This is a genomic window from Streptomyces sp. NPDC085932 (assembly GCF_044540525.1).
In the GTDB taxonomy this organism is placed as follows: domain Bacteria; phylum Actinomycetota; class Actinomycetes; order Streptomycetales; family Streptomycetaceae; genus Streptomyces; species Streptomyces levis.
The window spans coordinates 654,031-676,128 of sequence record NZ_JBITSJ010000006.1 but is presented as its reverse complement, the minus strand read 5'-3'; the positions used below and the strand labels follow the sequence as shown (position 1 = coordinate 676,128).

Genomic DNA, 22,098 nt, shown 5'->3' with positions numbered 1-22,098 from the left:
CGCTCCGCGTGAGCGCTGCTGCTCGCTGCGCGAGCAGCTCACCCGCCTTGCTGCGCAAGGCGGGTGATACTCCGTTCGCTGCGCTCCCGGAGCTGCGGGGCCTGCGGCCCCGCGAGGGTGGCTTACGCTGCGCTCCGGCCACCCCAGGCCGCTGCGCGGCCAAGAGGCCGGCCCCGCTGCGCGGTGCGGCCAACGGGCCTTCGGCCCGGGCAGCGAGGAGGGGGTGGGTCGGTCTTGAGATACCTGGCTTGGCATCAGGTGATGCAGGGTCAGGGTTTCCGGAAGGTGGACCCTGCTCTTTGCTTCAAATATTCCTTCAGATGGACTCTGGAGTCAGGCCGTACTCCTGGTGTGGGGTGCCGCATGCTCAAGTGCGTCCGAAAATGCACCGTGAATCTGCGCCTATTTGATTTTCCTCTACACTCACAACTGTTAGAATTAGAGTGTCGGGAAGGGCGGCAACCCTTCCCGGAATCACTGGTGGAACGAAGGAGAAGAAGAATGCACCTCAAGCCGGTTGCTTTAGATGTCATCGCGGAGGCCCGCGATGAGGCGCACGCGGTCATGGCCACCCTCATGGCGCGGCTGGCGCCGGGTGAGCATGTGGTGCGGCTCGGAGTCGACATGGAAGGCCAGGAACGCCCCCTGAGTGCCACGGTGGCACTGACGGTGGAGGGTGACGGCGGTGCTGATGACCTGGTCGGTGCGGAGGCGAAGTACTTCGACAACTTCGTGTTCCTGCTGACCTGCGGGCTGGCACAGACGCTGTGCTCGGGGGTGCTGTATGTGCGCTCTGAGGGGGTGGGCGGGCAGGTCACGGTACGGGCATGGCATCTGTGCTGGGGTGCTTTGAACGAGTGCCCGTCGGCTGAGGCGGCTGAGCTGCTCGACGGCCGTGAGTCGGGCGTCTATGTAGACGCGTTCGGTCTGCATGCCGCTGATGACGGTGAAGAAGACGGGTGTGAGGCGGTGTTCCCGCCGGTCGCCTACACCGTCCTGTAGGGCCCTGCGTGGGCCCAGGTGGCTCCGGCTGCCCGGGCCCACGTTTCCCGCCCCGGTTGGCCCGCACGGGGCGCGGCAGGGTGCTGCGGATGGCGACCCGGCACCCTGCCGCACACCGCTCTCCTCCCCTGGCCATTGATGCCGGGAGGGGAGCGCAGCGGACCGTGCTGCACCGGGCGAGGAGCGCAGCGTCTCGCCCATGGCCTGGCGGGCGGCGCAGCCGCCCGCTTTTCCCTTGCCCGGCGCGCAGCGCCCCAGGGACACCCGCTCCGCGGGGGAAGAGAAGGCCTGGTATCGCTGTATTGCTGCGCCATTATGGGTTACTGCGCCTGGCTGGCTCTTTTTTGTGGTGAGCTGGGTTCTTGGGGCGTGGAAAATGTGAACTGGCGGGGAATGTGGATACGAGCGGGTCGGCAAACCCTCTCCGGCATTCCCCGCCAGCTGTTCACTGGTGGAACTGCTCTATTGTAAGGGAGTTGGTGGTCGGGATCTGCGTTGCGTGCAGCGTGAGGGAGTGTCGGTGATGAGCGGGGACGAGGCGTGGCGTCGGGTCCATGACGGTCGGTGGGTGGTGAGCCGGGCGTGGGTCATGGAGCGCACTGGGGCGTCGGCGGCCACGGTGAACCGCTGGTACGTCCAGCGTGAGCGCTATCCCGAGGAGCGCCGGTTCCCTCAGGTGGTGTGCACGGTGAACCGCACCCACTACTACGACCAGGAGGCCGTGGAGGCGTTCTGGGTGGCCTGGCAGGAAGACGTGGGCACCGGGCGGCTCGGGGCCGCGGGTCGGCGTCCGGGAGACGGTCGGGGCAACCAGGGCGGGGGCACCGGCCGCGCCCAGCGGGACCGGGCCGTGGCCCTCGCTCTCGCCGAGCTCCGCCAAGCCGGCGGGTACCGGCGCGGCATGGCCGCCCAGCTGGCGCGTGAACACGGTGGGGGTGAGCGTGCCTGGCAGCGCGCCATGACCGAAGCCCGGGCGCTGTACGAGCAAGAGCAGGCCTAGGAACAGGCCGAGCCGGCCCCACACGCTGCGCGCTGACATCCCCGCCCGAGCCGTCCCCGCCGTTACTGCCTCTTCGGCGCGCACGCCCCCACGGGCGTGCAGCGCGCAGGCCCCGCCGACGCGCAACCGGGACACACAGAGCGTTTTCATCCCCCGCCGCTCACCGCCCCGCCCTTCCCTTCCCTTCTTTTCTTCGGCCGGGACCAGCGCAAGGGGGTGTGCACAGGGGGATGTCGGGGTTCCCGACCACGGACGAAGCCATGTAGTGACCTGCGCTGATGCAGATCCTGGTGCGCAGGGACGCAGACCGTTGTCGGCGGGGTTGTGCGTGGGGTTACGGGCCAGGTCGGGGGCGGTGTTGTCGCATCGTGTCCGTGGTCGGGCCTCGGTGGTCGGGAGAGTGGTCGTGGCTGGCTGATGGCCTGCTTCGTGGGAGCGGCACTCAGCGGGTGGTGCCGCATGTACGGCGAGGGAGCCGGACCATGACGGACGTCAACGTGGGCAGTGGGGACCGGCTGGCTGTGGCGGTGCTGGTCCAGTACCGGATGGCCACCACCGAACAGATGCACCGCATCCTCTCCCCCGACGTGCGCATCGAGCAAACCCGGCGCCGGCTGACGAAATTGCGAGGTGAGGGCCTCATCGACCGCATCACGCTCCCCCAGGCCGGGCGGATGCGGGTGTGGCACCCCACCCAGTACGGAGCGCAGGTGGCGGTCGGCTGGCCCGAACTGCGCGGCCGACGCCCCCCACGCGCCTCCTACGACCAGACCGCGGTACGCCTGGGTGTCGCACACGGGCTCACCGTCACCGAAACCGGCCTCGCCTTTATGCAAGACGCCCGCCGCCGCGGCGACCTGTGCCAGCCCCTGGACTGGATACCGGAAGTCCACCACCCCCTCGGCGGCGGCGAAGCCGTCATCCCCGACGCCCTCCTCTACTACCGGCAAGGAGACGACGCCCCGGGCGGTGGGGCGATGCTACGCGCCTTCATCGAGATCGACCGCGCCACCATGGGCCCCGAACGCCTCGCCGCGAAACTCACCGCATACGCCCGCCTCCACGCCTACGCCCCAACACCGGCCGGGCGGCGCACGACGCTCGAACCGACACAGGAAGAATGGCGGCGACGCTACCCCCTCTTCCCCAGACTGCTGTTCGTCCTGGACGGCACCGGCCCCACCGGCATCACCACACGCATCAACGCCCTCCACACCGCCTCCAAGAACCCAGCAGTACTCGACCTGCTGCGCACCGTCCCCGCCCTCGCCGTGTCCATGACCGACCTAACGCGCCACAGACCAAGCGCACCGGTCTGGCATCCCATCACCAACCCCGACCAACACGTCAGCTGGACGCATCCTGCACATTCCTAACAATCTTGCGCAGCCAGGGGATGCGCACCCCAACCACGACCGGCACGACACCGCCCGCAGCAGTGCGCAGCCGACTGCGCCACACACCTGCGCAGCGCAATGCGCAAGGGATCGCAGCGTGCGCAATGGCCGCGGCGTACCCACGGGACATGAGCTGGCGCAACGGTGCGCCGACCCTCAGGCGCATGTCGTGAGGGATGCGAAACCCGGGCGCTGCGGCAGTATGCGTTCGTATCACGCAGGCGGTTTGTTGCGGCGTGTGTGCGCGGGCTCGTCAGGTGTCATCCTGATCGCTCGCGGTCAGCGCTTGACTCGGCTACGGACAGCGAGGACGGCCAGGACGGGCTCGGCTAGTCGGGAGGTCATCTCGGTGTAGGTGCCAGCGCAGGACCAGGAGCAGCGGGAGCTCCGGCTCGGTGCATGGATCAGCAACCAGCGCAGCCGAGCCGCGACCCTGACCGCGGAACGAGTCGAACTACTGTCCACCATTGGCATGCGGTGGGCCTGATGGTGGGCAGTACCGGCCACTAGTTCGGTCCTGCTGAACGCGTCTGCCGACCGTACAGGGAGCGTATCCCGGCAAGGAGCGAGCGGTGGTGGGTCCGTGAGTCGTTTTGCGCTGCCGCAACGAGTCGTTGTGCCTCGGCGTGAGGCACTCATGATGGGTCTGCCTATAGGGCTGCTCCCGTATCTAACGAGCTCGTGCACGGTAGGCGGTGAGGCGTCGGGCTCGTGATCGTCAATCATGGGTGTGTGGTGGGGAACGCGTCTCGTGCAGCGATCATCAGCGACCGGAGAATCACGGGCCTGTCGGCTGATGTGATCGCTGGACTCGTTGATGAAGTAGGCCCGTTGTGGCATTAACGGCACCAGACCAAGCTCGCGTCCAGGCCGCGGAAGCGGGCTGTGGGCGCTGGCGCCAAGCACCGGCTGGTGTTCGTCGACCGGCTCCTGGCCACGCTCGTGCATCTCCGCCACGGGGTCACGCACGACGTGCTGGCCTGCTGGTTCGAGGTGGATCGCTCCACCGTCACCCGCGCCATCGGCGAGGTGCGGCCGCTGCTCGCCGAGCGCGGCTGCACCGTCAGTCCCGGGGGGCGGTTGCGGACCCTGGCCGAGGTCGTCGACCACCTCGGCGCCGGCGGGAGGACCGGCATCATCGACGGCACCGAGATCCGGGTCCGCCGACAGGTCGCCGGACGCATGGACGGGGCAGGTTCATGTCCGGCAAGAGCAAGCAGAACGCGGTCAAGACCATGGTGCTCACGGACGAGGACGCCCGGGTGCTCTTCTGCAGCCCGACCAGGCCCGGCAGTTGCGTGGATATCACCCATGCCCGCCAGTCAGGGCTGGTCAGGCTTCTGGCTGAGGGACCTGCAGTAGAGATCCTCGCGGATGCGGGCTACCAGGGACTGGGTGCCCAGACCGGGGGTCGGGTGATCACACCGCCACACCGCCACACCGCAAGTTCAAGAAGAACGCCCCGGACTGGTACGAGGAGATGCACGAGCGACAGCGCAAGGCCCACTCCTCACGCCGTATCCGCGTCGAACACGGCATCGCCCACCTGAAGAACTGGCGTGCTCTGACCCGCCACCTCGGCCGCCGTGAGCACACCAGCGACATCGTCCAGGCCATCGCCGGACTGTTGTCCCATCAGCAGACCGCGGACCTGACATCAGCACGACCGATGTGAACGCCGATCCCCGCCGAGATTCTCGACGCCTCACCGCCTACCGTGCACGAACTTGTCTGGTGTACCGCTCGGATAATGGCAGTAATCCTGTGGGAGGCCCGCCAACTCGCAAAGTTTCACTCAGCCGAAGCACCGCGAAGCGGCCCCGGCTGCGTCGCGGGAGACGCCGCCGGGGCCGCGGGGATCGTCATCGGCGCCGGCTGCGCCGCGCTGGTAGCGGAGGCTCGGAGTTACAAGCGTCGGCCGACGGCCAGGTCCTCGTTGCCCGCCATGCGCAGGATCGCGCGCAGCATGATGGGCAGGCGGCGGTCGTCGAGGTCCTCCATGGAAGCCAGGGTGGTGATGCCCAGGCCGACCATCGACATGACCAGAGAGAGGAAGCAGCGCTGCCTTTCGTCCAGGCCGAGGCCGTAGAGGAGCCCGGACAGCTGCGGGAAGTCGGCGGCTCGGCCCTTGCGGCTGTCGACGACCAGGATCCGCTGGACCGCCGGCACCGACAGGACCGTCCGCTCCTCGACCAGGGCCTGCACGGCTGCCCGGTGGCGCCGGTGCCGGGTATTCCGCAGCAGCTCCGTGCAGAGCTGCTCGTACTCCGCCTCCGGGTCGGGAGCCTCAGCCGCGGCGGTCTCGGGCTCGCTGCTGGTCATACCGTGTCCTCCGCCCTGCGCTGGGCGAGGCGTGCCGCGGCCGCGCGAGCCCGAGCTACTCGGTACGCCTTATGCAGGCGGTTCTCCTCGTCGCATGGCAGGCCAGCGTGCGCGCCCTGCTCGTCGACGGTGCGGCACGTCGGGCAGCGCAGGCAGTGCTCCGCCAGCTGGTCGAACGCGGTCTGCACGGGCGTCCGCACGATGCCCGTACTGACGGTCTCGTAGTGGTCGCACAGGGCGGCCAGGACGCGGGCGAGGCGCCGGGCGTACATGACGCCGCCGCCCAGCCCGGCGAAGGTGAGCTCCGGGGCGCGTAGCTTGCCGCGTGCTTCACCGACGCAGGCCAGGGCAGCGGCACGGGTGGGTGCGTCCTCGGAGAGCCGTTCGGCCACCTGCTCGACCTCGGGCGCCAGCAGTTCGATGTGGCTGCGCAGCGCGGTGGTGAGGGTCTCCAGCTCATCACCTGCCGGCGTCGTCGTCTCCGGGGCGTCGTCCGGCCCCAGCACGCTGTGCGCGGTCTCGCGCATCGTGGCGACGTCCGGCCGGGCTTGGTGCTCTGCCGCCGAGGGGGGTGGGGCTGTAGCTTGTCGCACGTCGACTCCTTAACCAGTCGGCCAAGCCCCGGGGCCGTTCGCGCGGTCGCCGGGGCACGTGTCCGGCTATGGAATCGCCGAGCTACACAGAGTGACAGGGACGGTGCGTCCCACTTTTTCGACGCTAATCGTTGACCCCGAGGAACTCCGCCAACGAACCGAGCCCCGGGGGGTGGTTGGGGAGTGCCCACAGGTCCCGCACGATCGCCACCGCCAACGTGTGGTGTTGCATCCAGGTCGGCGCCACACGGCGCAGAGACTCCAGCGTCTTCACTGCCCCAGCCGCGTCCCCGATATCCGTGTAAGCACGGGCGACGTCCAGCAGCAGCCACGTCCGCCAGGACGGAGGGGTTTCCTTGCTGAGCCGCATCCCCTTGGCGAGCGCGAGCGCATCGTGAGGATGCCCATACTGGACAGCGAGCCGGACGCGCTCGATCCGGACAGAGGAAGGGCTGAACACGCTGACCATGCGGTTGTCGCTGCCCTCGGGGAGCTTGGAGACGCGAGCGGCCTCCTTCTCCGCTGCCTCCATCATCGCGGCTGCCCGGTCGTAGTCGCCGCTTCGTGCGGCCGACGTGGCGGCACTCATGGTGAGCGCACCCCAGACCTTCAGCCCGTCGGCGGTTGCGTCGTGGCCCAGGGCCTTCACGTCGGCGGCAGCGCGGATCGCGATGTGCAGCGCGTCCTCGAGGCGGCCCTGCCTCTGGTAAGTCCACGCCATGGAGTTGACGATCATCGGCAGCAGCAAGGGGTCAGACGACTGCCCAGCGGCGTCTATCGCCCGTTCCAGACTCGTCAGCGCGAGGTCGGTCTTCCCCATCCGTACCGCGACGTGTCCGGCGAGCTGGAGGGCTTTGCCCAGGGCGGCGAAGCCCGCGCGGCGGTCTTTGTCTTTGCCCCATGCTGTGGCGGTGCGGGCGTCAGAGATCAGGTCCGGGAGGGCCTTCATTACGGCGTCGAATTCAGCGGCGTGGTACTGCGTCCAGCCGTCGGCGATCTGCCCGCGCAACTTGTCCAGGGTGAAGTCCGCCTCGGGCGGCTCCGGTTCCGGCCCCCAAAGCACGGGCATAATCGCCCGCCGCACAGCCACGAAGCGCGGTCCGTCGTTCTCACCGGTTGAGGAGACTGCAGGTGGATCGCCCAGAAGCGTGGTCAGTTCCACGCCTAGCCCGTTGGCCAAGGCGTGCAGCGTGGGCAGCCGCGCCGAGTGTTTGCGGCGTTGCTCAAGCTGGCGGATTACGTCGACAGATACGCCGGAACGGGCGGCCAGTTCCTCCTGGGTCAGGGAGGCCAGCCGGCGCAGGCGTCGGAGAATGCGCCCGAGGTCGTCATTTGCCACGGTGTCACGGTACGCCGCCAAACCGGCGAGGGAGCAGGGGCCGGCAGGTTGGCCCGGACGCGACGAAGCGGCCCCGCCCTCCCGAAAGAGAGCGGGCCGCTTGATTCACACGCCGGTTCGGTAGTAGTCCTCCACGTCCTGCGGCGGCGAAGCCGCGCATCTGCTCCTCAGTGAGGCCGTCGAGGCTGGGGAGCTCCAGGAGCGCCAGCGCCTGGTCGGCGGGCGTGGTCTCGGTCTGTGTGCTACTCATCTGCTGTCCCTCGTGGCGTGCTGGTCGTCTGCTGTCCCTCGTGGCGTCTGGTCGGCGATGGCGGTGTTCGGGGCGCCTCGTCACCGGCCCATTTCCTAACTGCGCCCACAGTGGCTTGCGTGGAAGGAGGCCAGACTCCCCTTCCAACACCCCCGCGTCGGCGGGAAGGACGTCCGCCGCTGGTGGTGGAGATCGGCGCGGACGGAACACCCCCGCGTCGGCGGGGAGGACTTTGTCGGTCTCGACAAGCTGCCCGCCGTGAAGGGAACACCCCCGCGTCGGCGGGGAGGACCAGATCGTGCGGCCGTCGGCGTCCGGGCTGTGCGGAGCCGTCGAAGTCGTCGGGGATCCGGCGTCGGGTTCCTGCGGTGCGGATGGCGTAGCCCTGTTCCGTGGTGGCGGGGTGGACTACTGAGTTTTTCGTTAGTTCTGTGGTGTTTGAGAATGAATGGTCAGGCCGGTGTGGGCGAGGAAGGACCATGGGAGTTGCTCGCTGGAGCAGACGCGGTGGATGCCGCGTTCGGCTGCGTCGACGACATCGGCGAGGTGGTCGCCACCGAGGTTGGCCAACTCGCGGGTCTTGATGGCCGACCACAGGAGTTCGACCGGGTTGAGTTCGGGTGCGTAGGCCGGCAGCCGCTCGAGGGTGAGCCAGTCCTGCTCGGCCACCCAGGCCCGCATGCCCCGGCTCCAGTGGGCGGACAGTCCGTCCCATACCAACACCACCGGCTCGCCGGCGTAGAAGGTCCTGATCTGTTCCAGCACCTCGATCAGGGAAGTTGTGTCATAGCTGCCCGGCTTGAGGTGGAAGCACAGCCGCGGGCCGCATTCGGGGTCGGCGGCGTGGTAACCCAGCGCGGCGGCCATTCCAGCTCGTTTCCAGTTCAGCCGGTGCCGCAAGAGCGGAGTGCGGCCGCGGGGTGCGTAGGTGCGACGCACCTCGGGCAGCAGCGATACGCCTGATTCGTCGAAGAACACGATCCAGGCACGTTTCTTCACCGCCCCTTTTTGATGCGCGGCCACTCCTGGGCGACCCATCGGGCGATCTCGGACTCGTCCCGCTCGACGGCCTGGCGCCTGGGCCGCTGCAGACTCCATCCCAGCCGCCCGGTCAGCAGGCGCCATACCGAGGCGCGGGCCAACGTCACCCCCGTCACCCGCTCAACCACCACGCCGACCCGTTCCAGCGTCCACAGGTCCGCCTCGAACCCATGCGCCTGGGCGCCCTGCTCCAGCGCAGTCCGAACCGCTTCGAGCTGGGCGTCGTCCAGCTTGGGCGGCCGACACCGGTGGCCGGGCGCCGCCGCAATGCCTGAACCCCGCCCTGCTCCCACAGTCGTTTCCACCGGCGCACACTCTCCGGATGCACCCCCACTGCCCGGGCAACCTCGGATGATGGAAGTCTCTGCTCGAACAACTCGGCCGCGCGCATGCGACGGGCTTCGGCCAACTGCGGCCGCGTTCCAGGCAGAAAGGGAACATCAGCAACAGCATCCTGCGGCTTGGAAGACACACCATCATGCTCACACTGCTGAAGCCCCTGCACCCACGGAACTAACGAAAAACTCAGTAAGGCCGTGTTGGGGCTCGGGAGCAGAAGGCGCTCTGGTGCCTGACGGATGCGCAGCGGACAATCGGTGCACATTCTGTTGACCGAGGGGGCCGGCATGGGTGTTCTGTGGCCGCTTGAGCCTGCTACGGCAGCCAAGCATCGCCTCTACCAGCGGTATCTCGATGCGTGGTGGCCGATCCTGCTGCAGACGTCGCAGCGCACCGGATACAGCCGGCCCCGGGTGACACTGCTGGACGCGTTCGCCGGACCGGGCCGATACGAGGGCGGAGAGCCCGGTTCCCCGTTGTTCATCCTGGACCGGCTGCTGAACCACACCGCCGTTGACCGGATGAACCTCACTCCTCAGCGGGTGCACCTGGTTTTCATCGAGAAGGACCGGGCCCGTCACGAGCACCTTGTGTCCGAACTGACCGGCCGGTTCGGCAACTTGTCGGAGCTTCCGGTGCGGGTGGAGGTCCGGCGCGGGGAGGCGGGACGGGACAGCGTTGCGGTGCTGAGTGAACTGCATGCGTGGGGCCATCCCATTCTCGGGATCTTCGACAGTTGGGGCAGCGTGAACGTTCCGCTGGAGGTGACGCGCCGGATAGCCCGCAACCGTTCCAGCGAGGTCATCACCACTTTCGGGCCCAACTGGTTCAGCCGCCGGGAAGAGCTGAACGCCGATATCCTCGACACGGTGTTCGGCGGCCGTCAGCACTGGGTGCCTGCCGCGGACGAGGCTCGGCCCGATGAACGGTGGCGGGCGTGGCTGGGCACTTACCGCAGCGCGCTGCGGCGCGCGGGCTTCGCCTACCAACTGCAGTTCCGGCTGGTGCCGCGCACCGGACAGCCGCTGTACCTGGTGTTCGGCACTGGCAGCGACGCGGGCCTGAAGGCGATGAAGGAAGCAATGTGGAAGGTCGACGACCGCGACGGCGAAAGCTTCCAGGATCCCCGCACTCGCGGCGCCCAGCCCATCGGGCAGCTCGACCTCTTCCAGGCATTCGAGACGTGCGACCCGGAGCTGCTGGAGCTGGTCGCGCAACGGCTCGCGTCCGGTCCCGCCACGGTGGAGACGGTCGGGCAGTGGCTGCTGACCGAGACCTCCCGCTGGATGCCCACGCACGCGTTGAAGGCGGTGCGGCAGATGCGTCAGGACGGCTCCGTGGTGGTCCTGTCGTCGGGCAAGCTCACCAGCAAGAGCCAGGTGAGTTTGCCTGCTGCCGCCTGATGTCCGGCTGTCAAGCCGGGGCGCAGTCCCGGGCTTGTGGATACTCCCGCACCTGCAGGTCGGTGGGGAAGAGGGCGATGTCCTTGTGATGGGTCTTGTTCCAGCACGAGCCGAGCTGCTTGACGAACGGCGCCGTCCCGGACCGCCTGCACTGCTCGACAATGTCGCCAGCCCAGGCCAGGTCCATCGGCCGGGCTCCCGGGCCAGACTCACCTCCGACGATCACCCAATCGATGCCGTCAAGGTCCAGACCCGTGAGCGGGCCGAGCAGGGGCTCACACGACAGGAATCGCACCGCCGCTGGCACCAGCCGTAGATCGTCCACGCGCGGCAGTTCCTTCGCGCTCTCCACCGACACGCCCATCCACAGATTCCCCGGCCACTGGAGTCGGTCCGCCACCTGTCGTAGCCGCCGCGCCCGCTTGGTCAGGACCTGATAGGTGTGCTGCGGCGTCGACGCCATCACATCGAACACGCGCTGCACGTAGTCCAGGGGGACCCGGGCGTGGAAGAGATCGCTCATGGAGTTCACGAACACCGTGCGCGGAGTGCGCCAACCCAACGGCACCCGCAACGCCTGAGGATGCACGGTCAGCCCGAAACCCGGACCAGAGGTACGGGGATCACCGTCGCTTTGGTACTTCGCCGACCCCATCGCCTTCAGCCGCTTGGCGAGTGTGAGCGCGTAGCAGTTGTCGCACCCGGCCGACACCCGGTCGCAACCTGTCGTCGGATTCCAGGTCGCCTCGGTCCACTCGATAGAACTGCGGTCACTCACCGGTCCCCCTCCACCCTCACATCCAAGCCGCCTCGGCACCTGTCGTCGTCACGGTGCGCTGCCTAACGATGCCGTCCCAGCCGCAGTAGCGGGATGCGTACACGGGTATGCGACTGCTTCTGATACCTTTCCGAACTCTCTTTAATCGAACCTGAGTTTGAAATGGATGTCGAGGCGGTTCTACGACTGAGTCATCCGGTCGCCCGCAGTGCGGGCGAAGCAGTCTCAGTCAGGACAGCATCAGCAGCCTTCGATGAACGAGACATCGCAGATCGGGCTAGGCACGGTGGCGCGGAGTGGGGGCCGCCCATCATCTGTTGTCTTGGGAAGACGGGGGCGGAGCCGTGGGGGGATGCACCGGCCCAGGCCTGATGGGAGCTTCGGCGGGCATACGCCAAGCCTGGATCAGCTGACCGAGTCGGCGGGCTGGGGTCTCGCTGGGAATGAACAGGACAATCGCGACCAGGACGAGGGCGCCTGCCGTGAGAGTTCCGGTCATCCAGGCAGGCAGGCCGCCACGGGCCGCGGCGATGGCGAAACCGGCCGCCGCACCCAGCACACTGCCGATACGGGCCGCGGTGCTCACCATCGCCGCTCCCGGAAGGCTGTTCGGCGCAGCGTCCACGACAGCCTGGGGGTGGCGAGCAGGACTCGCAGGGTGAAGCGAGCACGGATGCGGCGGGTGGGGAGGGTGGCAATTTCGGCGTGCCATTCCTCGCGCCACCGTGCGCGTGTCGGGAGGGGAAGCAGCAGGGTGAGCATGGACAGCGTGCGTGTGGTGACTGCGGCGGTGGATGCGGGCTGGAGGACACCGGAGGAGAGGTCGTGCAGTTCGCGGCTCACGTCGGTCAAGCCTGCCGCGCGGGCCAGCGGTGCGATGACGTCGAGGGTTTCCCGGGCGACGTGATAGCGCCTGGTCGGGGCGACGAACGCGATGGTGCGCATGTTGTGCAGCCGGTCGGCGAGGCGGATGGCCAGCACGGCCTCCTCACGCGTGGGCTGGAGCCCCGTCGGCCTCGCCGTGCCGAAGTGGAGGGCGGCGAGGGGGATTGCGTTGAGCTTGGCACTGCGGACAGCCGAGATCAGATCGGCGACCTCCTGTCCGAAGTGCTCACTCACACGGCCCGGCGGGCAGGGACTGTCGTCAATGTCGTGCAGCAGAGCCGCGCAGATCACGAGGGCCGGCATGCCGATGTCGGCGACGATGGCGGCGACGGCGAGGCAGTGAGTGAGGAACGGGTCGCCGCTGCGGCGGGTCTGGCCCGCATGCCAGCGGGCGGCCTCATCGTGGGCGTGCTTGATGAGCGAGGTGTCGGCGTCCGGGTGGTGCTCACGGACGACGGCGAGGATGCCGCCCAGGGACGGGGTGACGGAGCGGCGCCTGCCCGGCCGGGGCGCTAACCGGCGCCCGGCCCTCATGACACTCCCCCGTCGGCGACCGGGCGGGCGGCCCAGCCCGGCAGGGGCTGCTTGCGGGCGCGGTAGACACGGGCGAGGGCATCCCGCGCCCGCTCGGCACCGCCCTCGGTGATCCGGTAGAAGCGGCGGCGCGGGCGGCCGGCTTCCTCGTGTACGGCAGGGTCTTCCCAGGTGCTGTCCACCCAGCCGACTTGTTCCAGGCGGGCAAGGATCGGATAGATCGTGCCCGACGGCAGCCCCGCCAGCTCACACAGCTCCAGGCCATAGCGCTCTTTGGCGGGGTCTTCCAGCAAGGCCCGCAGCACCAGTTGGGTCTGCAGGGTCATACGCGGACTACCCATACTCGTATTCTACATAGCCTGTATAAAGTCTGTCTAGAGGTGGGGATCGTGAACCCCAGCCAACCAGTGCAAGCCAAGCAACGCGGCACCCCGCGCTTCAGAGACGCTTCCTGCCGTTGTTGCGCGTCCTATGCTGGGCGGCTCCGCAGGCGCGCCGGTGATGCCAGCGTTGACACTGTAAAGATGATTGAGAGGAGGGTGTCATGACGGAAGAAGGGGCGTCAGGCATGCTGGCAGGCGCGGCGGTTGAGGCCTCCGGAGACCGGGGTATCGCCGCCGGCGGCGATATCGGCGTCGCAGTGACGGGCGATCACAACATCGTCCATCAGTATGTGATCTTTGGGGGCGGACGTACGGCGCCCCCGATAGGCGAGGACGGCGGCGCCACGTTCCCTGTCGGCGCCAAGGTTGTCGTGCCAGTGCTGATCGCTCTGGTCAACTGGGTGGGCCAGGCCGTTTCGGTGCACCCCGGCCGCCGTCTGGTGCAGTCCTATGTGGAACAGGCACTGAAGCAGCTCGGTGCGCCGGACGTGGTGGCTTACGGTGAGGAACAGGACGACGGGGACACGCTGCTTCTGTTCGCCGGAGCGGGGGATTTGCGGGAGGTGGGTGCCCTCCTGCTGTCGGTACTGGACCGGATGATGGGCGAGGACTGGGCCGGCACGGTTCCCCGGCCCGGCTATCTGCTGCCGCAGCTGCGCCTGCTTTTGCACGCGGGGTTTGGTGAATACGACGGTTCGCGTATCTCCAGCCCCTCCTTCGTCCGGACCCTGCGGGCACACGCCCAGACCACGGCCCTCAAGGACGCGTACGCGGGCGACGCTGCCGGTGTAGTGGCGCTGGTGACGGACGAGGCCTACGAAGCGGAGATCTATGGCCGTCGCTGCGGGCGTGGCCAGCGCTGGATTTGCTTCTCGCAGGACGTGGCGGGCGCGAGTCCGCTGCGCTTTTGGTCCCGTGGCGCGCTGGGCACCGGGTCGCCTGCGTAGGGCTGAGACCGGGTGGCGCTGGGAAATCAGCACGCAGCCATGCGACTACGCCTACTCCGAGGCCACCGTGCTGCTCGATGACGTGGCTGACCACGGCAGAAGCATGCTCCAGGCCGCCGCCGTGCTGGCCGACGAACTCCTTCACGCCTACGGCATCCCGGAGACGGGGCTGATCACCGCGGACGGGCAGCTGCGGACCATGGGCTTCACTGACCGCAACCGAGGTGCCCTCACGGTCTGGGCGAGGGAGCACGGCCTGATTGACGCAACGTAACGGCCCTTCGGCGGGACTGGAGCTGGGTGGCTCTTCCGTCCCCAGCCCCCTGCACCGTTGCGCGGCCCAACAGCTCGCCGAATGAGTGGCTTCCCGCCCTGTGTTGCCTCCTCTACACGGGGAGTTGGTCCGTCATCAGGTCCGGCTCTTCGGGCGCAACGGCAGCAGGTTGCAGCCCGGTGGCCTGCCGCCAGCCGCCGCCGATGTACCAGGAGTCAGCAGCGAGCGCTCTGTACAACGCGCTCTCCCAGCTGTTGGGGTTGGTGTGCGTCCATCCCTCGGCATGCGATGCAAGGAGGCGGCCAACTCCGTCCTCGTCGCTGCCGCCGGGCAGGGCGGCGAACATGAAAGAGAGGGTGGAGAGGTGGCTGCCGACCTGGAGGGCGTAGCGCTCGCTGAGGTTGAACAGGTCAAGGTGGGCTTGCAGCCGGGCGACGAACGCCGGGTCCCATGCAGAGGGAGCGTCGACGAAGAACCGCGCCGTCATCGGCGTGGTCGCGGTCTTCCTGACGAGACGTGCGGCGAGCCAGGGGGTGCCGGAGAACTCGTCAAAGTAGGGGTGCAGTGCCTGTGCGTCGGCGGCTGCCGGTGATGCGTCCGCCTTTCCGGTGTTGCAATCGCGGCAGGCGGGCACGAGGTTGGCGGGGACCACCGCGAGCAGGGGGTAGCTGCCCTTGGGGAGCTGGTGGTCGAGGGTCTCGACCTTGCCAATGCCGCACAGGGGGCAGAGGTCTTCGGCCGCGTTCTTGATGGCGTTGTAGATCTCGTGGCCGGGGGTGCCCTTTTTGGCCATGCGGTCGGTGTAGACCTTCTTGAGCTGCTTGCGGTCCGTAAGGTCGCTGGGGCGGGCTGCTATGTCGGTGAGGTCGTGCAGGGTGTGGTTCTTCGCTGCCGTCTCGTACTCCTCGCCGGCTTTGACGACGGCGTCCTCAAGGTTCTTCAGGCGGGACTTGGCCGCGGGCCGGGCGATGCTGATGCATGTGGTGTAGGTGGTGCGCACATCGAATGCGGGCAGTTCCATGCGGCGCATCAGTCGGTTCCCTCCGGTGCGTCGTCCATGCCATCGACTGTGGTGAGCAAGGCGCTCAGAACAAGCCGCGCCTCGCTGCCCAGCCGGTCCCCGAAGTGGGCGAGTACATCGTCGTAGGTGTAGCCCTGCCTGGTCAGGCGGCGCAGTTCCTGCAGGAAGCCTGCTTCTGCGACCTCAAGGCCGAAGACCTCGTGGGTGAGCATGCCGACGTTCTCGCCGTAGGTCTGGATGCGAGGTCTGGAGGCCCCGATGTGCCGGCCGTGGCGGCGCAGGATCCACACACAGTGGGCTGGAATCTCCTGAAGGACCACGGGAGAGTGCGTGGCAACGATGGCGAGGCCGTTGCGCTGCGCCAGCAGGTTCGACAGGGCCCGCATGAACGCGGCGAGCAGCGGCGGGTGGAGGTGGGCTTCGGGTTCATCGATGATCACCAGGGTGCGCTCGTCGACGTGCTCGATCAGCCGGGTCATCGTCAGCAGGACGATCTTGTGTCCGGAGCTGAGTCCGCGGAACAAGTTCTGCGCCCTGCGGGCGCGACCGTTCGGGCTGGTGGCGCGCTGGAAGTCCGCCAGCCACCCTTCCTCGAGGAAGCCGCTGCCCGAGTAGTTGAGCGTCTTGAGGGCCTCGATCCATCGAAGGGACCGTTCGCGGGTCATGCAGGCGTCAAAGCTCTTACGGAAGTCCCGGCGCAGGGCGTGGGGTGTCTTGAAACGGGGTGAGCGGGCGTTGTTGACGCGCAGGCCCACGTAGGACGCCGTGAACATGTCGTCGCCCTCGACCAGGGGGAATTCATCAAAAGCGCTGAACGAGACGGTGACGAGGTTGGCGAACGAGCGGCCGTCACGGCCGTATTCGATGACACGGCCCAGGTCGGGCTGGGGCTCTGCCGCGGCGACGGCTCGGGCCAGGCGGGACAGGAGGAAGGACTTTCCCACGCCGTTGCGGCCGGTCAGAGCGTGCACGTTGGTCGGGGGCTGGGAAGCGGGCTGGACCCGGAACCGCAGAAGCACCGGCTCAGTGCCAGGGGGTGTGGGAGGCTCGTAGGCGATGTCGAAGGAGACCCTGCGAAGGCCGCCATGAGCGATGCGGCGCCATTGGCCACGGACGGTGGCCAGCTTGATGCCACGCAGCAGCGACGTACGGGTGACGTCCGAAGGGGCCGTGCGCAGGATGTTCTCGTCGAAGGCCATGTCCCTCAGCGCGACGAGGACACCGTCGCTGGTGGAGGCGGAGGCCTCCTGGAGCCGCTCGTAGTAACTGTCGTCCTGGCCGAGCGAGAAGAAGCGGTGGTCCAGTGCGGTGAACCGGTCCGGCAGGGGAACCGTCAGATCCCCATCTGGGCCCATGGAGGTGTGACCGATCTTCACGGTACCGATCTCACGGGCCGCGCCGTCTTCCACCACGAACAGGGTGAAGGTGGTGCGGTAGCCGTAGTCATCCCACCTGTCGCGAACCAGCAGAGCGTCGGCGTTCCCACGCCATCGGTCCAGGGCCCCGTAGTTGATCACTTCGAACCGCACGCGTCGCTCCGCCCCCGTTTCATCCCACTGGCTGCCCCGATGCTAGACAGAGTCTGCACCAAGCCGGATCCCGGGGAGCCGTCGCGCTGGGCACCTCCCCACCCCGAAGGCCCCCAAGTCGCCCTCGCCGACGCGTGCCCGCACGTGGCCAACAGCTGGACGAGTAGCGCGCTTCATCGGCGAGCAGCTGGTGAATCTGCAGGCGGAGCGTGATGCGCTCGCGGCTGCGGCACAGGACCGGCGCTCCGCTCAGGCCCGCCAGGTCACGCTGCGCACCCGGTTGGTGATCGATCTCGACGGGCTGGACGGAGCCGACGGCTGCTATCCCAGGCCGTCGTGAGCAACAGCAGTGACCGCCCCATCATCGATGTCGACGTCGAGTCCGGTGATTTTACCGCGGAATAGGGCAGGCGACCCGTGTGCCGGATCACCGCACCGTCCACGCGCCGTGTGGTCTTGGCCCGCGGCAGCCCTACCAGTTCGCCTCCAATGACTCCTCGATGGACCGCGTCGAGAAGATCGCCGTCACTGCCGTCTTCACCGACGCGACCGGCGTGACATGGCTGACCGACGACAACTTCCTGTCGGAAATCTGACTGCCAACCCGGCGTATCAGCACGTTGATTGTGCCTCTGGGACCTGGCTCTCGCTCAACGTGAGGGGTGCGTTCGCTCCCCGTGACGTCAGGCCAAAGCCGATTCGAAGGTGAAGTCCTTTCGAGGGGCAGCCGGCCCAACGGGCTCCTCCCGTCCCGTCAGCTTCCCCGGGCCCGGCTTCGGCAGCATCGGTCAGGGCAGGGTGCAGTCGAGGGTGAAGGCTGCGACGGGGATCCCTTTGAGGTCTCTTTGTATCTGGGCCTGTTGTTGTTGGTGGCGGTCAACGGACTCGAGTGTGTGATGGGTGGCAGGGCATGATCGTCGCTTGGTGTCCGTCCAGCGGTCGCAGTCGAAGTAGCCGGTCAGCAGGATGCCCGCGGTTCGGGGGGTGTGCAGGTAGCGGTCGACGAGCTGGTGTTCCAAGGCCGTAGGCAGGCTGTTGTTCCAGCAGCCTTTGCACTCGATCACCAGCTTGACGGGATCGTGTCCGCTGCCCGGCGGAGCGGGGACCTCGATCTGGATGTCGGTGCGCCGGCCGGCAAGGCCCGGCCGGTCGAGCTGGACTTCACGGTTGACCACCACGCGGTGGCCACCGATGTCCTGTACGAGGAACACGGCGAGGATGTCGCTCAGATCCTCCTCCCAGCAGGGCCACCACTCGGCTTTGGTCGGGGATGCCTCCGATCGGTTCCACAGGGCGATGCTCAAGCCGTTGGGGCGGTGCAGGGCCTGCTGGAAGCGGTCGAGTGCCTCCAGCACGAGCGCCAGGAGGTGCCCTTCGTCCGTGACCCAGCGCCGTTGATGGGACTGCTCGGCAAGTGCCCGCAGTTGAGGCGGCGTTACGGGGGTGTGCCGGGCTTGTGCGGCTGCCAGGGCAGTGCGCCGGGCTTGGTGGCGCAGGCGCCACAGGTCTGTCTGGGTGGCCATCCGGCGCAGCAGGTGCGCTGCCTGCGGTGTGTTCTTGGCCTCCAGAAGCGGCGGTACGGACCGGATCAGCTCGCCGAAGTGGTCATCACCTCTCCAGCCGGAGCGCAGGGGCGGGTCCAGTGTTTCTGCCGTCGCATGTCGGGCGAGCGAGAGGTAGAGCTCGGCGAGGGCTTCCTCGTTCAGGCTGGCCAGCTGGTGTGGCTGCGTGTGGTGGAAGGCGGGGCGCTGGCCGAGCCGGTCGATATATGCCTGGGCGAGAGCGTCGTCGGTCAGACGCTGATGGACGAGCGGCCACAGGCTAGGCAGAGCCGGGCAGTGCAGAAGAATCCGGGCCGCCATGAGCCATCGGTTCCGGGTGTCGGGTGTCGCCGTCGGCCCCGACGGATTGCTCTCGAGGACCGATTGCAGGCGTGCGGGGGCGCTGGGGTGCCCGGTGAAGGCGAGGGCGCTGGTGATGCTCTGCCAGTGTTCGAGGTTGCGGTCGGGGTGGTCGGCCCAGGCGATGAGGGCGTCGACAATGTCTGGCTGCGCGTGGGCGCCGAGAGAGCGGGCCAGGTCGTGCGTGGTGGCGGGATCGGTATGGGGGTCGCGCAGCACGTCGTCGAGCAGCGGGAGCAGTGCCGGGCCGGCGTGTTCGGCGCAGACGGGCATGAAGGCGTCCCGGATGGCTTGGGCAGCAGAGTTGTAGGCGTGTGTGATGGCCAGGGCAAGGCTCCAGCCGGCCCAGCGATCGAGACGGTTCGGGGGGAGTTCGGCCGGGGTGCCCAGGACGGCGAAAGCGCTCAGTTCCAGCATCCGCACCGGATGGGCGTTCCGGCCGTGGGCCAGCAGCTCAGTCGGCAAGGGCGGCACGGTCGCAAGGACGTGCCGGGCGGCGGCCTTCAGCTCCGCATCGAGGCTGCTGCCCTGGGCCGGGCGGGAGGGTGTGTGCTGCGCCGCCAGCAGTAGCGGCTCTGCCCATAGGTGAGGGGGCTCGGTCCCGTCCTGGGTGCATCGCATCTGGTCGATGACAGCGCCCCATGCGCGGCGGATGGTCTCGGGGCTAGCGGTGTGGACGGCCCCCAGTGCTTCGCGCAGCCGTGCCTCACTGTAGGTGCGGCTGTCGTCCGGAGCGGTGTCGGTGTGCTGCTGTGGCTGCGGATCGGGGTCTTGGTCCCATCTTGCCGTGAGTTCTCGGAGGGTGGGATGGGCGGAGCGTGCTGCTTCGGCCCGGGCCTGCAGCTCAGGGTCGGCCGGTGGGGCGATGGATACGACGAGCCGGGCGAGTACGGGGGGCACGCCTGCGAGTTCGTCCCAGTGCTCCATCCAGTAGAAGGCGTCGTCATATGTGGTCAGGCAGCCGTGCGGGATGGCAGCCAGGATGCCGATGAACTGCCCTTCGCTGGTGTGGGTGAGTAGGTGATGCGTCACGGCGCGGCGCAGGGTGTGCTGTGCGCGCAGGGCGTCGCCCAGGGCTCTTTGCTCGGTGTGGCCTTCGAGGCTGTGCAGGACAGCGCTGTGGTGGGCCAGTGCGATGAGGGCCTCGCCGATGATGGTCTCAGGATGGGGCAGTCCGGGAAGGCTGTGGGTGCCCGCGAGGGTGACCGCGCGGCCGATCAGGGTGGTGGCCAGGACGATGCTGCGCCCGGGCGGCGGCTGTTGCAGCGTGTCGCGGGCCCACAGCAGGGCTTGGGCGGTCTGGGCGGCGGTCAGTTGATCGGGGATCTGCGAGCGCAGCATCCACGCGTGGCCGTAGTAGTCGGGGTCCGGATCGCGCAGGAAGTTGAGCAGTTCGCGCAGGGGCAGGTGGGTGGGCCACAGCCGGTCGAGGGCGGCCGCGACGACTTCCGCAGAGGGGTCATGGGCGGCCAGTTGTCTGATCCGGTCCACCGTCCGGGGATCCGAGGGACGGAAGTCGGCGACGGCCTGCAGGGCAAGGACGCGTTGCTCCTGAGACAGGCTGGCGGTCTCGGCGGCCTGGAGCAGGGCGTTGGTCAGCTCCGGGCGGCGGCAGCGTCGGGCTATGTGCAGCGCGATGGTCGTGGCGAGTCTGTCCGCGTCTGGTTGCAGGCGGGGCAGGAGTTGCTGGGGCAGTGTGGGGTGGTCGAGGCGGTGCAGGTTGGTGTCGTCGAAGTCGAGGGTGTCGTCTCGCTCTGCCAGGCTGAAGAGGGCGTCGACGACCCGGGCCCGGTCGGCGGCGGGCCGTGCGGGCAGGTCGGCCAGCAGCAGCACCAGCGGGTCATCACGCAGCAGGTCTTCGAAGAGGGTGCTGTCGCTGCCGCTGCGCCAGGCGGCCACTTCGCGGTGGGCGGGGTAGATGTGCCGGGCCGCTCCGTCTCCGACCCACAGCAGGCCGGCCTGGGCGCGCGGGTCGACCTGGTGGGTACGCAGGTAATGGGCGGCCAGGAATTCCTGGTAGCTACGGTGTGTGAAGGTCCATCGCAACAGGCCTACAGGTTCGAGCAGATGGGACTCGGTCAGCCGGCGCAGTTCGTCGGTCGTGCACGGGACCTGGTCGCCTTGCAGGCCGGGCTCCTGCCCGCCCTCCAGTTCGGCCAGGGTGATCTCCCCGCTGCCGGGGAGCTGCCGGGATTCATCGCTGAGCACGTTCTGGGCGCCGAACTGCATGGCCGCCGCGACGCGGGCGGCGATCGGCAGCAGGCGCTGGCCGGTGGGCTGGGCCCGCAGTTCGCGGATGTCGGTCGGACGCCTGCTCTCGGAACACAGCAGCCGGCAGGCTTGCTCGTAGGCATCGGCCGCCGTAGCGGGCAACGATCCATAAACACGGTGGTAGTCGAGCAGTTGCAGCAGCGTGACCGGAGCGATGGCCAACTGCATGAGGCTGCGTTCGCGCAGCACCGTGGTGAAGACTTCGGGATCCAGACCGTGGTCTTCAGCGGCGACCGCAACGTCGCTGGCGCTGAGGGGGGTCAGGATCATGTGCTGCACCTGAAGCCGCTCGGGCCAGTGCCGCGTGAGCGTGTCCTGCAGAAGGTCGGGCCAGCGCCCTGTACGGCAACTGAACCGCAACCTCACGCGACCTCGCTGGTCGGCTGGGAGCGAGTCGATCCAGTCGGCGATCAACCCGCCCACGGCAGGCAGGACGTTCAAGCCCTCATCGACGCTGTCCAGAAAGACCCACCACTCCCCCGGCCCCCGGGCCGCGGCGGCATCAGCCAGCGCCGACCTGACTTGGGACTCGGTCTGGCACCGCCCCAAGTTCACCCATCGCGGCGCAGCCTGCGCCGCCTCCAATGCCTGGCACTCCTGCAGGAGGGCCACTGACTTGCCAGCGCCCCGCTCCCCGAACAGCGCCAGCACCGGCACATCCCGCAGTTCCTCCAGCCGCCGGCCCTGGCCGCCCTCCCCCGCGGCGGGCAGGCTGGTCCAATCCCGTCGGAGTGCGGAATCCGCGAGCGGCACCGTCTTCCGCGCCCAGGGATAGACCACGCCGGGCATTGCTGCTGTCGTCACAGCCACCGAGCGTAGAGGGCAGCACTGACAGCGCAGGTGCGGGAGCGGACCCGGTCGTCATCCGTAGGCCAGCATGTACGGCCTT

At 68.3% G+C, this 22,098-nt stretch carries 23 protein-coding genes and 1 pseudogene; 12 read left to right on the top strand and 12 right to left on the bottom strand.

Annotated elements, in window-relative coordinates; all coding sequences use genetic code 11:
* The first annotated feature begins 501 nt into the window (after positions 1-501).
* From ACIGAQ_RS30125 to ACIGAQ_RS30095, 7 genes and pseudogenes are all read left to right on the top strand, one after another.
* The gene (locus ACIGAQ_RS30125; RefSeq protein WP_399788416.1) at positions 502-1,002 is read left to right on the top strand and encodes a hypothetical protein; all 501 of its coding nucleotides are present in this window, start codon (positions 502-504) and stop codon (positions 1,000-1,002) included.
* 589 nt (positions 1,003-1,591) lie between these two features.
* Positions 1,592-2,002 carry a hypothetical protein gene (locus ACIGAQ_RS30120; protein WP_399788413.1) on the top strand — a complete coding sequence of 137 codons (411 nt, stop codon included), beginning with the start codon at positions 1,592-1,594 and terminating at the stop codon, positions 2,000-2,002.
* A gap of 482 nt (positions 2,003-2,484) precedes the next feature.
* Positions 2,485-3,378: a replication-relaxation family protein gene (locus ACIGAQ_RS30115; protein ID WP_399788410.1), complete on the top strand. Its 894-nt coding sequence runs from the start codon at positions 2,485-2,487 to the stop codon at positions 3,376-3,378.
* A gap of 376 nt (positions 3,379-3,754) precedes the next feature.
* Complete coding sequence (locus tag ACIGAQ_RS30110) at positions 3,755-3,886, top strand: helicase associated domain-containing protein (RefSeq protein ID WP_344543744.1); 132 nt, start codon at positions 3,755-3,757, stop codon at positions 3,884-3,886.
* Between the two features lie 398 nt (positions 3,887-4,284).
* A pseudogene (locus ACIGAQ_RS30105) lies at positions 4,285-4,398 on the top strand (transposase family protein); the annotation flags it as partial.
* Positions 4,399-4,598: 200 nt separating this feature from the next.
* A complete protein-coding gene (locus ACIGAQ_RS30100; protein WP_399788406.1) occupies positions 4,599-4,949 on the top strand; it encodes a transposase family protein in 351 nt (116 codons plus the stop codon).
* Positions 4,880-5,074: a hypothetical protein gene (locus ACIGAQ_RS30095; protein WP_399788497.1), complete on the top strand. Its 195-nt coding sequence runs from the start codon at positions 4,880-4,882 to the stop codon at positions 5,072-5,074. Before ACIGAQ_RS30100 ends, ACIGAQ_RS30095 begins: the two co-directional genes overlap by 70 nt.
* A 230-nt stretch (positions 5,075-5,304) precedes the next feature.
* On the opposite strand, the gene ACIGAQ_RS30090 is transcribed toward ACIGAQ_RS30095, so the two are convergent.
* From ACIGAQ_RS30090 to ACIGAQ_RS30065, 6 genes are all read right to left on the bottom strand, one after another.
* Positions 5,305-5,721 carry a hypothetical protein gene (locus tag ACIGAQ_RS30090; protein WP_399788403.1) on the bottom strand — a complete coding sequence of 139 codons (417 nt, stop codon included), beginning with the start codon at positions 5,719-5,721 and terminating at the stop codon, positions 5,305-5,307.
* Positions 5,718-6,314 carry a DUF6415 family natural product biosynthesis protein gene (locus ACIGAQ_RS30085; RefSeq protein WP_399788400.1) on the bottom strand — a complete coding sequence of 199 codons (597 nt, stop codon included), beginning with the start codon at positions 6,312-6,314 and terminating at the stop codon, positions 5,718-5,720. The genes ACIGAQ_RS30090 and ACIGAQ_RS30085 overlap by 4 nt, the downstream gene beginning before the upstream one ends.
* Positions 6,315-6,438: 124 nt before the next feature.
* The gene (locus ACIGAQ_RS30080) at positions 6,439-7,653 is read right to left on the bottom strand and encodes a helix-turn-helix domain-containing protein (RefSeq protein WP_399788394.1); all 1,215 of its coding nucleotides are present in this window, start codon (positions 7,651-7,653) and stop codon (positions 6,439-6,441) included.
* A 673-nt stretch (positions 7,654-8,326) separates the two neighbouring features.
* Positions 8,327-8,902 carry a transposase gene (locus tag ACIGAQ_RS30075; RefSeq protein WP_399788391.1) on the bottom strand — a complete coding sequence of 192 codons (576 nt, stop codon included), beginning with the start codon at positions 8,900-8,902 and terminating at the stop codon, positions 8,327-8,329.
* On the bottom strand, positions 8,899-9,099 hold the full coding sequence (locus tag ACIGAQ_RS30070) for a winged helix-turn-helix domain-containing protein (RefSeq protein ID WP_399788482.1): 201 nt from the start codon (positions 9,097-9,099) through the stop codon (positions 8,899-8,901). The genes ACIGAQ_RS30075 and ACIGAQ_RS30070 overlap by 4 nt, the downstream gene beginning before the upstream one ends.
* Positions 9,057-9,335 carry a helix-turn-helix domain-containing protein gene (locus ACIGAQ_RS30065; RefSeq protein ID WP_399788479.1) on the bottom strand — a complete coding sequence of 93 codons (279 nt, stop codon included), beginning with the start codon at positions 9,333-9,335 and terminating at the stop codon, positions 9,057-9,059. The genes ACIGAQ_RS30070 and ACIGAQ_RS30065 overlap by 43 nt, the downstream gene beginning before the upstream one ends.
* A 187-nt stretch (positions 9,336-9,522) precedes the next feature.
* On the opposite strand from ACIGAQ_RS30065, the gene ACIGAQ_RS30060 reads away from it, so the two are divergent.
* Positions 9,523-10,686, top strand: a complete 1,164-nt coding sequence (locus tag ACIGAQ_RS30060) for a three-Cys-motif partner protein TcmP (protein WP_399788389.1) — start codon at positions 9,523-9,525, stop codon at positions 10,684-10,686.
* Positions 10,687-10,696: 10 nt separating this feature from the next.
* On the opposite strand, the gene ACIGAQ_RS30055 is transcribed toward ACIGAQ_RS30060, so the two are convergent.
* The 3 genes from ACIGAQ_RS30055 to ACIGAQ_RS30045 form a co-directional block, all read right to left on the bottom strand.
* The gene (locus ACIGAQ_RS30055; RefSeq protein WP_399788386.1) at positions 10,697-11,464 is read right to left on the bottom strand and encodes a DUF5131 family protein; all 768 of its coding nucleotides are present in this window, start codon (positions 11,462-11,464) and stop codon (positions 10,697-10,699) included.
* Positions 11,465-12,046: 582 nt separating this feature from the next.
* Positions 12,047-12,883, bottom strand: coding sequence for an HD domain-containing protein (locus ACIGAQ_RS30050; protein ID WP_399788383.1), 837 nt, complete (start codon positions 12,881-12,883; stop codon positions 12,047-12,049).
* Positions 12,880-13,209 (bottom strand): PadR family transcriptional regulator, encoded by a 330-nt coding sequence (locus tag ACIGAQ_RS30045; RefSeq protein WP_399788380.1) that lies wholly within the window; start codon positions 13,207-13,209, stop codon positions 12,880-12,882. Before ACIGAQ_RS30045 ends, ACIGAQ_RS30050 begins: the two co-directional genes overlap by 4 nt.
* Positions 13,210-13,427: 218 nt before the next feature.
* On the opposite strand from ACIGAQ_RS30045, the gene ACIGAQ_RS30040 reads away from it, so the two are divergent.
* Positions 13,428-14,213 carry a hypothetical protein gene (locus ACIGAQ_RS30040; protein ID WP_399788377.1) on the top strand — a complete coding sequence of 262 codons (786 nt, stop codon included), beginning with the start codon at positions 13,428-13,430 and terminating at the stop codon, positions 14,211-14,213.
* Positions 14,214-14,295: 82 nt separating this feature from the next.
* The gene (locus ACIGAQ_RS30035; protein WP_399788374.1) at positions 14,296-14,487 is read left to right on the top strand and encodes a hypothetical protein; all 192 of its coding nucleotides are present in this window, start codon (positions 14,296-14,298) and stop codon (positions 14,485-14,487) included.
* A gap of 112 nt (positions 14,488-14,599) precedes the next feature.
* On the opposite strand, the gene ACIGAQ_RS30030 is transcribed toward ACIGAQ_RS30035, so the two are convergent.
* Positions 14,600-15,517, bottom strand: a complete 918-nt coding sequence (locus ACIGAQ_RS30030; RefSeq protein WP_399788371.1) for an HNH endonuclease — start codon at positions 15,515-15,517, stop codon at positions 14,600-14,602.
* Positions 15,517-17,037 carry an AAA family ATPase gene (locus ACIGAQ_RS30025; RefSeq protein ID WP_399788368.1) on the bottom strand — a complete coding sequence of 507 codons (1,521 nt, stop codon included), beginning with the start codon at positions 17,035-17,037 and terminating at the stop codon, positions 15,517-15,519. The genes ACIGAQ_RS30030 and ACIGAQ_RS30025 overlap by 1 nt, the downstream gene beginning before the upstream one ends.
* A 190-nt stretch (positions 17,038-17,227) precedes the next feature.
* Here ACIGAQ_RS30025 and ACIGAQ_RS30020 point away from each other — a divergent pair, with 190 nt between their 5' ends.
* The gene (locus ACIGAQ_RS30020; protein ID WP_399788365.1) at positions 17,228-17,377 is read left to right on the top strand and encodes a hypothetical protein; all 150 of its coding nucleotides are present in this window, start codon (positions 17,228-17,230) and stop codon (positions 17,375-17,377) included.
* Positions 17,378-17,456: 79 nt separating this feature from the next.
* Positions 17,457-17,633, top strand: a complete 177-nt coding sequence (locus ACIGAQ_RS30015; RefSeq protein WP_399788362.1) for a hypothetical protein — start codon at positions 17,457-17,459, stop codon at positions 17,631-17,633.
* Positions 17,634-17,825: 192 nt separating this feature from the next.
* Here ACIGAQ_RS30015 and ACIGAQ_RS30010 read toward each other — a convergent pair whose 3' ends face one another.
* Positions 17,826-22,013, bottom strand: coding sequence for an NACHT domain-containing protein (locus ACIGAQ_RS30010; protein WP_399788359.1), 4,188 nt, complete (start codon positions 22,011-22,013; stop codon positions 17,826-17,828).
* Between the last annotated feature and the right edge of the window lie 85 nt (positions 22,014-22,098).